This is a genomic window from Aliivibrio wodanis (genome assembly GCF_052920805.1).
Genome location: NZ_JBREXA010000001.1, coordinates 354,559 through 367,694, shown reverse-complemented (window position 1 = coordinate 367,694; position 13,136 = coordinate 354,559). Strand labels below are relative to the sequence as shown.

Annotated in this window: 14 protein-coding genes; 5 read left to right on the top strand and 9 right to left on the bottom strand. The window is 36.7% G+C overall.

Annotation, left to right across the window (positions count from 1 at the left end; all coding sequences use genetic code 11):
• Nucleotides 1-28 precede the first annotated feature (28 nt).
• From mog to ACU5DF_RS01605, 7 genes are all read right to left on the bottom strand, one after another.
• The gene (mog, locus tag ACU5DF_RS01635; protein WP_446711551.1) at nt 29-565 is read right to left on the bottom strand and encodes a molybdopterin adenylyltransferase; all 537 of its coding nucleotides are present in this window, start codon (nt 563-565) and stop codon (nt 29-31) included.
• Between the two features lie 43 nt (nt 566-608).
• Nucleotides 609-1,796 (bottom strand): conjugal transfer protein TraF, encoded by a 1,188-nt coding sequence (locus ACU5DF_RS01630; RefSeq protein ID WP_045103886.1) that lies wholly within the window; start codon nt 1,794-1,796, stop codon nt 609-611.
• A 215-nt stretch (nt 1,797-2,011) separates the two neighbouring features.
• Complete coding sequence (locus ACU5DF_RS01625) at nt 2,012-2,164, bottom strand: YoaH family protein (RefSeq protein WP_080889862.1); 153 nt, start codon at nt 2,162-2,164, stop codon at nt 2,012-2,014.
• The gene (locus ACU5DF_RS01620; protein ID WP_080889861.1) at nt 2,164-3,069 is read right to left on the bottom strand and encodes a DUF2861 family protein; all 906 of its coding nucleotides are present in this window, start codon (nt 3,067-3,069) and stop codon (nt 2,164-2,166) included. Before ACU5DF_RS01620 ends, ACU5DF_RS01625 begins: the two co-directional genes overlap by 1 nt.
• Nucleotides 3,070-3,074: 5 nt before the next feature.
• Entirely contained in the window at nt 3,075-3,737 is a 663-nt protein-coding gene (locus ACU5DF_RS01615) for a response regulator transcription factor (protein WP_045103885.1), read from the bottom strand.
• Complete coding sequence (vxrA, locus tag ACU5DF_RS01610) at nt 3,712-5,157, bottom strand: sensor histidine kinase VxrA (protein ID WP_446711550.1); 1,446 nt, start codon at nt 5,155-5,157, stop codon at nt 3,712-3,714. Before vxrA ends, ACU5DF_RS01615 begins: the two co-directional genes overlap by 26 nt.
• 75 nt (nt 5,158-5,232) lie before the next feature.
• The gene (locus ACU5DF_RS01605) at nt 5,233-5,484 is read right to left on the bottom strand and encodes a hypothetical protein (protein ID WP_446711549.1); all 252 of its coding nucleotides are present in this window, start codon (nt 5,482-5,484) and stop codon (nt 5,233-5,235) included.
• A gap of 106 nt (nt 5,485-5,590) precedes the next feature.
• On the opposite strand from ACU5DF_RS01605, the gene ACU5DF_RS01600 reads away from it, so the two are divergent.
• Complete coding sequence (locus ACU5DF_RS01600; protein ID WP_446711548.1) at nt 5,591-6,580, top strand: coproporphyrinogen III oxidase; 990 nt, start codon at nt 5,591-5,593, stop codon at nt 6,578-6,580.
• 95 nt (nt 6,581-6,675) lie between these two features.
• Here the strand turns inward: ACU5DF_RS01600 and ACU5DF_RS01595 are convergent, their stop codons facing one another.
• Nucleotides 6,676-8,391: an SgrR family transcriptional regulator gene (locus tag ACU5DF_RS01595; protein WP_446711547.1), complete on the bottom strand. Its 1,716-nt coding sequence runs from the start codon at nt 8,389-8,391 to the stop codon at nt 6,676-6,678.
• Nucleotides 8,392-8,518: 127 nt separating this feature from the next.
• On the opposite strand from ACU5DF_RS01595, the gene ACU5DF_RS01590 reads away from it, so the two are divergent.
• The 3 genes from ACU5DF_RS01590 to ppnP all read left to right on the top strand — a co-directional run bounded on the left by ACU5DF_RS01590 (nt 8,519) and on the right by ppnP (nt 10,543).
• Entirely contained in the window at nt 8,519-9,319 is an 801-nt protein-coding gene (locus tag ACU5DF_RS01590) for a helix-turn-helix domain-containing protein (RefSeq protein ID WP_045103881.1), read from the top strand.
• A 62-nt stretch (nt 9,320-9,381) separates the two neighbouring features.
• The gene (locus ACU5DF_RS01585) at nt 9,382-10,200 is read left to right on the top strand and encodes a phosphate ABC transporter substrate-binding protein (RefSeq protein ID WP_446711546.1); all 819 of its coding nucleotides are present in this window, start codon (nt 9,382-9,384) and stop codon (nt 10,198-10,200) included.
• A gap of 61 nt (nt 10,201-10,261) precedes the next feature.
• The gene (ppnP, locus tag ACU5DF_RS01580; RefSeq protein ID WP_446711545.1) at nt 10,262-10,543 is read left to right on the top strand and encodes a pyrimidine/purine nucleoside phosphorylase; all 282 of its coding nucleotides are present in this window, start codon (nt 10,262-10,264) and stop codon (nt 10,541-10,543) included.
• 164 nt (nt 10,544-10,707) lie between these two features.
• Here ppnP and ACU5DF_RS01575 read toward each other — a convergent pair whose 3' ends face one another.
• Nucleotides 10,708-12,090: a DEAD/DEAH box helicase gene (locus ACU5DF_RS01575; RefSeq protein WP_045103878.1), complete on the bottom strand. Its 1,383-nt coding sequence runs from the start codon at nt 12,088-12,090 to the stop codon at nt 10,708-10,710.
• Between the two features lie 150 nt (nt 12,091-12,240).
• On the opposite strand from ACU5DF_RS01575, the gene ACU5DF_RS01570 reads away from it, so the two are divergent.
• The gene (locus ACU5DF_RS01570) at nt 12,241-13,068 is read left to right on the top strand and encodes a DUF2797 domain-containing protein (protein ID WP_446711544.1); all 828 of its coding nucleotides are present in this window, start codon (nt 12,241-12,243) and stop codon (nt 13,066-13,068) included.
• Nucleotides 13,069-13,136: the final 68 nt, after the last annotated feature.

The window sequence follows — 13,136 nt, the reverse complement described above, 5'->3', positions numbered from 1 at the left end:
TCTGCTGGCTTTACTGTTTTAACAATTATTATTTTGCTTTTGGCCTGAAAGGCTTAATCACAGCTTCGTCACACTCAAGAAATGGACCATCCATTAAGTCAATGCAATATGGTATAGCGGGGAATACGGCATCTAAACACTCTCGAATTGATTTAGGTTTACCTGGTAAGTTTACGATTAACGAATCTTTACGCAGACCTGCAGTTTGACGAGATAAAATGGCTGTTGGAACAAACTTTAGAGACTCTGCACGCATTAACTCACCAAAGCCTGGCATCATACGATCACATACTGCTTCAGTTGCTTCTGGAGTCACATCACGCTTTGCTGGCCCAGTGCCACCAGTAGTAACAACCAGAGAGCAGCCTTTTTCATCTGTCAGTTCAATTAATGTTTTTTCAATGATATCTTGCTCATCAGGGATAACCACATATTCTGGTTCCCATTCAGATTTTAGGTAATCATTCAGTGTTGCGATAATTGCAGGTCCTGAAATATCTTCATAAATACCAACGCTTGCGCGATCACTAACTGTTACAATGCCAATTTTTGCTTTAGTTGTCATAATTTCAATCTTATTAAGGTAACGTAACGGTATTATTACAGATTTAGTATTCGTAAGCCATATTGACTGAAACACCATAAGTCGAATCTACAGAATAGATTGCAGCTAAATCAAAATGAAACATATTTAGTGGCGAGAAGCCAATACCTGCGGTAAACGCATCATCATACGTTCCTGCTAAATCTGTTTTATAGCCACCACGTAATTGAACTTGATACAACAAATCGATTTCGGCACCGGCTCTAAACATTTGAACATTGTCATCTAAGCCAATGAAACGCTCTTGCTCATTAAGATCAACATCTGCTGTTAAAATAAAATAATTCATCATGAAGGCAACACCTGCGGTATAGGTCGGTGTTAATTCATAATTGTATTGATAGGTTTTATTACCCCAGTCTCCAGCACCTTGCGAGTTATTAAAAGTAACATTGACTGAGGTTGTTTCTATTTCATGCTTAATTAGGTTTTTACCTGCCGCTGCAAAACGCCAAGGGCCATAAAACCATACAGCACCTACATCAAGATTAAACGCATTACCTGTGGTTTTATTTTTGTCATAATCTTTAAAATCAAAATTATTAACGGCTTCTACATAGGTATAAGTTAAATAACTTTGGAATTTAGGTGTAATACCAAGCGTGATATTTTGTCCTAAGAAATTAGTATAGCCCGCAAATGCAACGCCTGCTTCCATTAAACCTAAAGCAACCGTTCCAATCGCTGTGGTATCAGCCATTTCAAGTGCATTACCTGTTGCCCCTAATGCTTCGACATCAGGTAAGGTTAATCCTTCTACTGATCCTTTAACATAAAAGGCAGTAGATAAATAGCGATTAGGTATAGCTACTGCTGCACCACCACCAGCACTAAAACTTAGCACGTCGCCATCAAGCCTTAATAAACCAGCTTCAATATCTGCCGCCCCTCCAACAGGATCAGTCGGTAATTTATCAAAGCCTCCTTGAATGAACTCAACATCGTCAACCATTTTACCACTATCCATATATTGAGCACCTGCGCTCGGTAGCAGTAAACCAGCATCATCTTTACGACTATAAATAGCAATTAACGCAGGATTATAAAAAACACCAGTAAGATAATCAGCAGAAGCTGTACCTGCACCACCCATTGCATCGGTACGACCATCAACACTGTAACTGGTTGCATGTAATTGTAATGATGTTGTTGCAGCGCACGAAAGTAAGCCAATTTTTATCCACTGTTTCATTTTTATAAACCTAATCGAGATAGTTACTTCTATTATCGGCTATATTCCGCCTAACTTTAAGAAATAAATAGCCTTTTTATCTATTTTTAAAATGTATGCTTGCATCGTATAGATAATATTAGGGTGAATAAATAAAAAACCGAGATACATTGGTCTCGGTTTAGTCATAATTTCTATCAGAATAAGTCAGACTGATTTAGGTTGCTATAAATCGCTTATTTCTTCTCTTTCTTTGCAATTTCTGCACGAATTTGATCTGAGATTACTTTAATGGCTTCACCACTACTTACTCCTTGGCGCATTAATTCTTGTATTTTTTCTACCGCTTGTTGCTGCTCTTCATGGGTTAACGTTGGTAAATCTAACATTACTTTCTCTCTACTTCTTCAGCATCAAAATTGATGACTTTGGTAATGGCTTGTATTTCTTGAATTGAGATAGGACCTTGAAAACGTTTATGATTAAATGACACACTCAATATATAACTTCCTGGAAGTACATTAGTTTCAGGCAAATTTTGAGGGAATTTTTCCTCATATGTTTTTTCCCAAAGTTTCATATAATCATTATCTTGATGATCATAAACACCAACAGCCATCTCTGGCAATGGACAATTTGATCTCAATAAGCCCGTTTGATGTGTTTTCCATTTCTCTTTGCCTAACCAAGCAACTTTCATTTCAATTTTAGGCTTAGTTAATATTATCCAACTCTCCCATTGTGTTCTATCTTTATCATTTGCAGTAATCTTTAATTTATATAATCCATTATTAACACGATTGTTTAGTGATTCACTCGCATAAATATATTGTGTAATGCTTTCATCTTGAGTCGGTATTCTTCCAATCGATGGATTAGTAAATTGTTCGTCTTCAGGCCATTTAACAAAAGACAATTTTTTGATTGATTTCTTACTATCGAATTTAACAACAAATCGATGATGCAAGCGGCCAGGACTTTGAACAATAACTCGCTGAATACTGACTGCATTTAACCAGTTTGGCACCACTACAGTAGATAAATCTCGCCCACAATTTGTTGAGATTGCGGCATTTAATAATTTATCTACGTTCTGATTTATATTTTTATCACTCGAACTTTGAAGCACTTCTATTGAAGTCGAAAATCCCTTTAATGCATCACCCTCAAGAAATTCTTTATGCGCACTATATAGTGCTGATTGTTCATTAAACCAATCAACAGAAGCTGCAACGCCTATTTGAGTAAAACAGCACGTTGCTATAAAAGTGATAACATTTCGCTTTAAAGTCATAAGTATTACGCTTTCATTTTATAGCCGACACCACGTAAGGTTTCAATCTCAATACCTACTATTTTTTGACGTAACTGTAAAATATGAGTATCAACGGTGCGCGTGGTAGGAAAGTGATTATAGCCCCATACCTGATCAAGTAACTCATCACGAGTAAAAACTTTACCCAAATTTGATGCTAAAAATAACAATAAATCAAATTCAGTTCTGGTTAAAATAACCTTTTCTTCAGAGTTAAATACATCTCTTGTCGAGGTATCAATTGATAACCCTCCTACGACTAATGTTGTTTTCTGATCATTTGCATCGGCTTCTGGTGAGCGTAAATGTGCTCGTAACCGTGCAAGTAATTCAGCTTCTGCAAAGGGTTTAGTTAAATAATCATTTGCACCTGTATCAAGGCCTGTCACCTTGTCTCGGATAGAAACTAGAGCGGTTAGCAAAATAACAGGAATATCTTTAATCTGCTTCCATTGAGGTAGCCAAGTTAGTGAATCACCTTCTGGTAGTTGGCGATCCAGAATAACAATGTCCGCCTCGGCCCAGAAAGAAGATACATTAGTAGCATTATCTGAATGTAAGCAGCGGTATCCTGCTTCTTCTAAGCTCACAATAAGGCCGTCGGCTAAATTTTTATCGTCTTCAACAAGTAGGATTGTCTGTTTCACAAGGTATCTCCAAAATAAAGGTCGTTGGGGGGCCTTGAAGTGTCATCGTCCCGCCCATTCTATCTATCATTGATTCAACAATAGTCAAGCCTAAACCCAAACCTGCTTCACTCACAAAAGGGGTTTTTAACTTTTTCCAACTCGACTTCGTTAATTGTCCTTTATCAATAACTTCAATTGTTAAATGTTTGTTTTTTATAGTTACATTCAATATAACTGGTGGTATGCCATATTTATGAGCATTATTTATTAAATTATCAATGCAATTGCCTAACCAATAAATATTTACTTTTATAGCTGCATCTTTATTAATTCTAAACTCAACTGGCTGTGAATATTCCATACAGCGATAGCCTAGCCATTCTTTTACTGAAGGGATCCATTCGGTGGAAAACCCTTTATCTTCTGATTGCAAATAATCCTTACTTGCTTCAGCTAATTGCCGTAATCGTCTCGAATCTTCACACAGCCTTCTAAATTCATCATATAAGGATTCAGGTAGAGCTTCAAACTGCCTTCTAAATCCTTCAACCGTTAGCCCTAAACTGGCAATCGGTGTACGTAATTCATGAGTTAAGATTTGAAGTACTAGCATTCGACTTTTCATTTCTCGTCTTCTGCTATTCCACTGAGATATCCCCCAACCAATAGCGAGTGATAAATTAGCAAAGACTAAAAATAGTACAATATAAAATAATGTTCGTGAATTACTCTCTTCTTGCCAACACACATTGCCATTTCTGACATAGCAATTCGCATTTTGTTCAAAAGATGTGATCTCTAAATCATATTTATCAAGATATCTTTGCTTTAGCTCCATCGAATATAAATAATATCGACTGCCTTTCCTTATCCATAATAGTTGATCAGCGATTATGGTATCAGAGCCACTAATGATTGCACGAATTGCATTATCATCCATCTTTTGAAGATGATGTAATAATCCACCCTTAGGGGCAATGGGACGCTCTTTTATATGCATATAAGCTTCAAGAGATGCTGCTCTATTTGGGTATTTTTGAACATAACGATAAGCATAAGAACCACCTCCAGGGTGAATCATACCTGAACGAGCAAACCAACTTGTCGGTAAGCGTAGTCCCTTGCACATAGCTCGAGTTAAAACTAATGGCTCACCAACCAGTGGGCTCACCGGCCAAGGGCCAGTACAAGTTTTAGCCGTATCATAAAGTTGCTGCAATTGCTTGAAAGGATAAGAAGCGGTCTGTGGCAGTAAGGTATCTGGTGATAATAATACAGTTGGGTATTCTTTTTGTATATAACGTATATCATAAATCTCGACAGCATCTTGTTTTTTAAATGCCTTTTTAAAACCGTCGATTTTATCAGCTAAACTCGTCGCGTGTGACGATAAACTGAAGAATAAAAAGAAAACACACAAAGATCGACTACTTATCAACACATACCCTTACAACCAATTGAAATAAAGCCTAATTGATTGAGTATATTATAAATCACAACGAATACGAATATTTTATTTCATCATCACTTTCCCACCAATCATCTTATAGGCAGGGATTCCTCTGATTAAGACTTCTCTTGCAAAAAGTATTCCGCACCCTGGGCATCTGCACGTGACTTTTGTATGATCTTCAACGATTCGTTCAATAAAACACTTTACTAACCCTCCTTTACCTCCTTTCCTATATTTATAAAGCAAAGCTCTACATTTTGAACAAGTTATTAGTACTGTTTTACTAGGGCCTTTTTTATTAGGTTTAGCCATTAAATATTCAGTTCTCTAGTTGCTATCTACAAAGGCTTTATTTTACACTTAATTAGCAATTATTTTGCCTCTTTTCGTCCCTTTGTTGTTTGATACAGGATCTTTCATGCGAACGTATGCTCAAAACTCACTAGCTCAAGATGCATTACATCTACTTACTGATTTACAGTCTTGCTTTAAAGAAAAATTAACTGATGTTGCTAACAGTAGCGATAAACTAACCAATAACTCCATATCCACTACAATGCCGTTTAAATCTGTTGATTGGTTGCGTGACGAAGGAAAGCATGGTGGTGGTACTCGATTTGAAGCAGTAGAAGGTGGGATGTTTAATCGCGCTTCTATTAATGTATCTCAAATTCACTATGAAGATTCACCGGAGAAGCATTACGATAGTGCAACAGCTCTCTCTACAATTATTCACCCAAAAGATCCTTTATCCCCATCTATTCATATGCATTATAGTCTGACAATCTTAAAAGATGGCTCCAGTTATTGGAGAATAATGGCAGACCTTAATCCTTCTCATTTTAATAAAGATGATAAAGAATATTTTGACCAAACATTGAAAGTGGCAGCTAAAGATCATTATTCTGAAGGGGCTAAGTTAGGTAACCAATATTTTGATATTCCCGCTCTGAATAAGCGTCGAGGAGTGAGTCACTTTTATTTAGAAGGCTTTAATCCTAAAAATGAAGATGGTGCGGCATTTACGAATCAATTTGCGACCAAAGTAATTGATACTTATATTGATCTATTAAGCTTGCATAGTGTAAATATTGAACAACCAACAGAGGCGCAACAGCAGAAACAATTGGATTATCACACGCTGTATTTTTATCAGGTATTAACACTCGATAAAGGAACGACAGCAGGCTTACTTGTCCATAATCAAAATGATGTTGGTACATTAGGTTCTTTACCTTCACACATTAATCGAGACAAATTAAGTGAGTGGGAAGCTTTATCTCCAGAGCCAATTAAAAGCTTAGTTACCGATTTGTTAGCTGTATTACCAAAAAAAACGCCATGTCCAATCACGACTGAAATAAAAGCTGAATTAGCCCAAGTTATTCGTGCATTCTATCAAAAGTAATTAAGCCACTACTCTTAATATACAACTTTTAATACATAGCTATTAATAAGATAAAAAAGCCATTGAGGACATACAATGGCTTTATTTTGATATTATCACTTTAAAATAGGTTTAATCCAAACGGTTTCAAAATCAAACCAACCTAACCCATTACAAGAGGCATTTTGAATGCTATTGTTTGCGTCTTCACTTATCCCCATCCAACCATGAAATAAAGGAGAAACTTGACCGCAATCAACCAGAAAACGACATATTTCATTCACTGGAAAATGGCGTTGAGGTGATAATTGCCATTCCTCTATAAGAGAAGATACGACGTTAAAATCATCTTCTGGCATCACCCTTTCTATTTCATTAAATGCAAATAGCCATGATAATAAAGCCTCTGGGCATTGCGTTCCTAAACTCATACCTCTAAGCCAGATATCAATACCTTTGGTTTTCTCTGTGCTCAATAGCTCTAGCGTATCAAACTGACGAATTTTCAGTCGAATTCCATCTTTTGCTAACCGTTGTTCTATAATTGCCCCAAGTAAAGGATACAGTGGGTGCTCATTCTCATAACCTAAATTTACTACACTGCCTTTCTCGGGTTTAATAAATCCAAGATTAGGTTTATTAAGGCAATGCTGTAATCCTGGTAATAACCCATAGGCATTAAAAAGCCCAATACCATTCATATGAGAGTTTTGCAGTTCATTAAGTAATAATAAAGGAGTGATTGTTTGGGTTAAATAAGCCAACCAATTATCATCACTGGCAATGCCTGTTTTACGATTAAACAGGATATAGCTACAACCTCTATCAACATCAACCTGCTCACCATAAGCAACAGATGGAATTTCGGTCTCCTCATGTACCTCTAAACCAACTTTCAATTGGATAGGTGCAATGTCTGGTAGTGTCCATACCTCGACAGAATCAATTAAAGGTCGATAGCCAAAGTAATTTTCGTTGGCTATCAATACTAGTTTTTTTTCTGTATTTTCGCTGACTTTATATGGACCTGTGCCAATTGGATATCGATGATAATCATGATTTTCATGCGCTGAAACTGGCACTATTTTCGCATTAAATTGAGCTAATTTAGAGTCAAAGTGATGATCTTGCTTGGTAAGAAAAAAATCGATTACATTTAAACTTGGGCTAGTAATATCGGTAATATGGCTAAAGATATAGTTTGATGTTAATGCTAGAAATGTATCCCTTATGTCTTCAAAGGTTAATCCCTTTCCATCATGAAAACTAACGCTTGGTCTAATATAAAATCGCCAATGCTTAGGAGATAACATTTCCCAATGGTGAGCAATATCCCCTTCAACATCTCCTTTTTTATTCCATTGTGTTAACCCATTAAAAATTTGCTGCATTAAATGCTGCTCAGAACGACGAATGGCAAATGATGGTGTTAATATGTGAAGTTGACGATAGTATGGCAATTTAACAATTTGTTTGCCTTTTTCATGAGAGACCCCAAGCACTTTGTGAATCAATTCTAGCAGTGCATCTTGGTTTCCATCTAATACACTTAACGCTACATCAAGTTTTCCTTCTTCCAAACAACGAGTTGCAAGATCAACACTTAGCTTTTCTGGTGTGGATAGAAAAGTTAATGCTGAAAATTTTCCTCGCCCAACAGCAGGAGCCCAAGTGATCCATTGTTCATCGGACATTTTCTTAAGTACCATTCGAGTATTACGCCGAGTACAGCATAGAAAATCTGCAATCTCATCGATTTGAACACTGGCTGACTCACTGTGATAACGTTCAAATAACGTTTCAAATTGCTTACGTAAACGTGGACTTCCCATAATACACCGCTTTTAAATTGACATAAGTCTTATTATTGACTCTTACCATTAGACTACAAGTAAATAATCTTGATTTTTCAATAAGTAAGTTTACACTAATTCTCGAGTTATTTAGAGGAAATTGATCATGCCCCCAATTGAACTGTACCAATTTAACCCCGAAACCCGTAGAAAATCCGATCGCTATCCTGTCGAACGAAATGGTATATATATTATCAAGTCGGGACAATTCCATTATAGAGATAAAGCGGGGGAAGACATTACTCTTAACACTGGTGAATATTTACTCTATAGCTCTGGAGATATTTCTAAAGTAAAAATGGTAAATACAAGCGGTGACTTTCAAGCTGAGTCACTTGTTATTGATGTCTCGATTTTTCAACGATTCATTACCTATACCAATAACGACGCTCATATTCCATGCTCTAGAGAGACCTTTGTCTTTTCACCAGATAAGCACACCTCAATTACTAATTTACTCACGTTAATAAAAAGTGAACTTAAAAACAGCGTAACTAATGATACCCTCGAATTTTTAACATTAGCTATTCTAAGTGAAATGGTAAATGAATATCCTGAATTGATTGCTTTTATACATAGAATATCAATATTAACAACCTCGCAGCGCCTCATTCGCTTTGTTGAACAAAATATTTCCTCTGATTTAACTATTGATACTGTTGCTCCACAATTAGGAATGTCTTCGTCAACACTTAAACGTAAATTACAATCCGATAAACTTTCTTTTGCACATCTAGTAAAAGTAAAACGTGTTAATTATGCGGCGACACAACTCCGTATTACGCGAAAAACCATCACTGAAATTGCTTATGAAACGGGCTTTAAAACTGCGGCTCACTTTAGTACTACGTTTAAATCAATTCATGGTAGTACCCCTAAAGAGTTTAGAGAATCAACACGAGGCTAAACTGTCACATAGGTGTAACACTCGCGCTTTATGATGCTTTTTTTTGATTATGGATCTCGATCATGTTTAAAGCGCTTAGTTACACCACTTTTGTTACCGGTTTACTTTTTAGCTCTACTGCTTTTTCTGCCAGTTCAAATACGGTCATCGTTGGCTCAACTTCAGTTTCTAACTTATTAGAACCGTTTATTGAAGAATACAATCAGTCTCATAAACCTCAAATAAACCTACAAAGTATTGGTTCAAGCGCTGGTATTAAAATGCTGGTTGATGACACCGTTAACTTAGCTATTAGTTCTCGCCAATTATCAGATAAAGAAAAAGAAACATTGAGCACTACAACCATCGCATATGATGCAATTGCCATTATTGTCCACCCAAATAATTCCATCACAAGCTTATCTGCTGATAATATTTGGAAAATTTATCATGGCGATATTAAGAACTGGAAAGAAGTCGGTGGTGAAGATAAGAAAATAGCGGTGATTACCAGAGAGCTCGCTTCTGGTTCACGCTTCTCATTTGAAAAGAATCTAGGATTAACTAAAGAGATAAATTCCTTTACTGTATCAGATATTAGTTCAAATGCGATTGTAGTGAATGGTACGAGCATGGTGAAGAGTATTGTTGCTCGAAACCCTCACGCAATTGGCTATGTTTCTGCTGGTTCTATTGGTGACCTTGCTTCATTACAAGTTGTAGAAATTGATCATATCCTTCCAACGCCAAGTGCTATTATCGCGAACAAATATCCTCTATCTCGCCCTTTCTTATTTGTATTTAAAGGAAAAAAACTTTCACCACAAGCTAGTGAATTTATAACTTATATGAACTCTGAGTCTGCAGCGAAAACAATCCAATCGTTAGGTTATGTTAAGTAATAGTTGAAAATAAACGACGAATAATCTATTGTGAAATTGAATTTAATTACAAGGATGTAACATGCTAAATGTAAACAGTTATTTTGAAGATAAAGTAAAATCTATTGGATTTGAGCAAAACAATAAAGCCATTTCAGTAGGTGTGATGTTTCCGGGTAACTATACCTTTGGTACTAATGCCGCAGAGAAAATGACGGTAGTTACAGGTGCCCTTACCGTTAAGCGCTCAACTGATTCGGACTGGGTGACATTTTCTGCAGGTGAAGATTTCTCTGTTGAAGGAAGTTCAGCATTTGATGTGAAAGTAGAGCTTGAAACTGCTTATCTCTGCGAATATCTATAATTTGGTACTAATACCAATCGTAGTAAATAACTGATCACTTACTTACTCTTATTGGTCTAACGACATAGATTAATATAAAAAATGCCAAGTGAGGTAACTCACTTGGCATTTTTATTGTCTTAAACTTGAATATTCTCTTAAACAAAGAGACTTAACAGTCAGTCTTACTCGTCGTCAACAACCAGTTTCTTTGGTTTCTTCTTCGGCATAAACACTTGATCACCCACAGCAACGTTAGTGTGGAATGAATTATCGCGCTTCTTAGCCGCTTTTGGTTTATGAGAACCACGTTTTGCTGTCGTTTTCTTCGTATCGCCTTTCTTAACAAACGTACGCTTCTTCTTAGGTACAAGACCTTTGAATTTGCCTTTTAGATCTTCAAATACAGAGAAGGTTAATTCTTTCTGTAGGAAGTTTTCTATACGTTTAAAGCTTTCCCAGTCTTTTGGACCAACGAGAGAAATGGCTGTTCCTTTTTTACCAGCACGGCCAGTACGACCAACACGGTGAACGTATTCTTCCATATGTTTTGGCATATCGAAGTTAATAACGTGAGTTACACTGGTTAAATCCAGACCACGAGAAGCTACGTCTGTCGTAACTAGAATTTTATGTGCGCGACGCTCAAATTGGCTCATAATGTTATTACGAGCTGTCTGATTCATGTCACCACTTAGTGCTACTGCTTTAAGCTTACGCTCATTAAGTAGGTCCGTGAGACGATCTGTATCAGCACGAGTCGCTGTAAAGATCATGATTTGAAAGTATTTTTCAGTTTCAATAATCTTATCTAGTAACGCTTGTTTATGATCAAGGTGGTCACACAAGTAAAAGCTTTGCGTAATATCAGTATGTTCATCCGTTGACAAACCAACAGAAACAAACTTAGGATTATCAAGCATATTACCAGCAAACTGAGTTACCGCATCATGGTCTAATGTTGCAGAGAACATAAGAGTTTGACGACGACGGTGATTTGCCGCTTTATGGATTTTCTGAAGGTGCTCAGCAAAACCTAGATCAAGCATACGGTCTGCTTCATCAAGGATCAGTGTTTCTAGACCATTCAAGAACAAAGATTGATGTTCTAAGTGATCAGCTAAACGTCCAGGTGTTGCTACGATAAATTTCGGAAATTTACGCAATGCATTCACTTGGTCATTAAAGTTTTCACCACCCGTAATTAGGGTTGCATCATAGCTTAAACCACCTAGCATACTGCGTAGATGTGTATACACTTGTTTTGCTAATTCACGCGTTGGTGCCAAGATCACTGCACGAGGATCATTCTTAGAGAACGATTTTGATTTCAGTGATTTATGAAGCATTGGCAAGACAAACGCTAACGTTTTACCTGAACCTGTTTTTGATGATGCAAGAATATCTTTTCCTGCCATCGCAACAGGTACAGCTTTACGCTGAATTTCTGTTGGTTTTTTGATGTTCTGATGAGCGAGATTTTTTAATAGGCGATTATCTAAACCTAAATCTTTAAATTGCAAAAGCTGCACTCCAATTTCGAGTATTATTGATGGATAACCAGGCATTCTGGTCTAATGCCGCGGAGTATAGCATAAGTGTCGTTTATCCTTGCACATAAATCTTCATTTCAACTCTTACACTCGCCCCTTACTTTGCTACAATGCCCACAATAACTAAGAATCATTGTTTAATAATAAAAAATAGTAGAAAAATCTATGAGCATTCAAATTACTGGAACATTAGCAAAAATGCGCGCATCACTGCTTGACGGTGCTGTTCAATATCGTTTACCTGTCGGCAATGAAGAAGTCGAACTCAACGTATTCATTGGTAAAACACTGACACTAACTCATACGGGCAATATTTTTTGTTGCTCTTGTGGTAAGAAAACAAAGAAAAGTTACTCTCAAGGCCACTGTTTTGTCTGTATGAAAAAATTAGCAAGTTGCGATATGTGCATAATGAAGCCAGAAACTTGTCATTTTGCTGAAGGAACTTGTCGTGAACCTCAATGGGGTGAAGATAACTGTTTTGTTGACCACTATGTTTATCTTTCAAATACTTCTAGTTTGAAGGTTGGCATTACTCGTCATACTCAGATCCCTACTCGCTGGATTGATCAAGGAGCTACGCAAGGCTTACCAATTGCTAAAGTGAAGAACCGCTTAATTTCGGGTTTAGTCGAAATTGAATTGGCGAAACTGATTGCTGACAAAACCAATTGGCGTACTCTGCTAAAAGGCAATAATGAACCACTTGCTTTAAAAGAAGCCGCATTGGAACTGCTGCCACAAGTCGAAGAAGCCATTGCTAAAGTTAAAGCGGAACATGGTGAAGATTCTGTTGAGATACTTGATGAGAACATTCTCGATATCGCCTTCCCTGTTAATGAATTCCCTGTAAAAATCATCAGTCATAATTTTGATAAGAACCCAGAAGTTACAGGCATATTAAATGGTATTAAAGGACAATATCTACTGTTTGATACGGGTGTAATTAATATTCGTAAGTTTGGTTCTTATGAAGTCACAGTAACTGCTTAAAATTTAAATAAAAAAAGGAAGCATTCGCTTCCTTTTTAATGGGTAATTATATTATTAGTATAATCTAC

Bases quoted from the DNA above. Each gene is read 5' to 3' on its own strand.
- mog (WP_446711551.1), bottom strand. From the start codon at position 565: ATGACAACTAAAGCAAAAATTGGCATTGTAACAGTTAGTGATCGCGCA.
- ACU5DF_RS01630 (WP_045103886.1), bottom strand. From the start codon at position 1,796: ATGAAACAGTGGATAAAAATTGGCTTACTTTCGTGCGCTGCAACAACA.
- ACU5DF_RS01625 (WP_080889862.1), bottom strand. From the start codon at position 2,164: ATGTTAGATTTACCAACGTTAACCCATGAAGAGCAGCAACAAGCGGTA.
- ACU5DF_RS01620 (WP_080889861.1), bottom strand. From the start codon at position 3,069: ATGACTTTAAAGCGAAATGTTATCACTTTTATAGCAACGTGCTGTTTT.
- ACU5DF_RS01605 (WP_446711549.1), bottom strand. From the start codon at position 5,484: ATGGCTAAACCTAATAAAAAAGGCCCTAGTAAAACAGTACTAATAACT.
- ACU5DF_RS01600 (WP_446711548.1), top strand. From the start codon at position 5,591: ATGCGAACGTATGCTCAAAACTCACTAGCTCAAGATGCATTACATCTA.
- ACU5DF_RS01595 (WP_446711547.1), bottom strand. From the start codon at position 8,391: ATGGGAAGTCCACGTTTACGTAAGCAATTTGAAACGTTATTTGAACGT.
- ACU5DF_RS01590 (WP_045103881.1), top strand. From the start codon at position 8,519: ATGCCCCCAATTGAACTGTACCAATTTAACCCCGAAACCCGTAGAAAA.
- ACU5DF_RS01585 (WP_446711546.1), top strand. From the start codon at position 9,382: ATGTTTAAAGCGCTTAGTTACACCACTTTTGTTACCGGTTTACTTTTT.
- ppnP (WP_446711545.1), top strand. From the start codon at position 10,262: ATGCTAAATGTAAACAGTTATTTTGAAGATAAAGTAAAATCTATTGGA.
- ACU5DF_RS01575 (WP_045103878.1), bottom strand. From the start codon at position 12,090: ATGCCTGGTTATCCATCAATAATACTCGAAATTGGAGTGCAGCTTTTG.
- ACU5DF_RS01570 (WP_446711544.1), top strand. From the start codon at position 12,241: ATGAGCATTCAAATTACTGGAACATTAGCAAAAATGCGCGCATCACTG.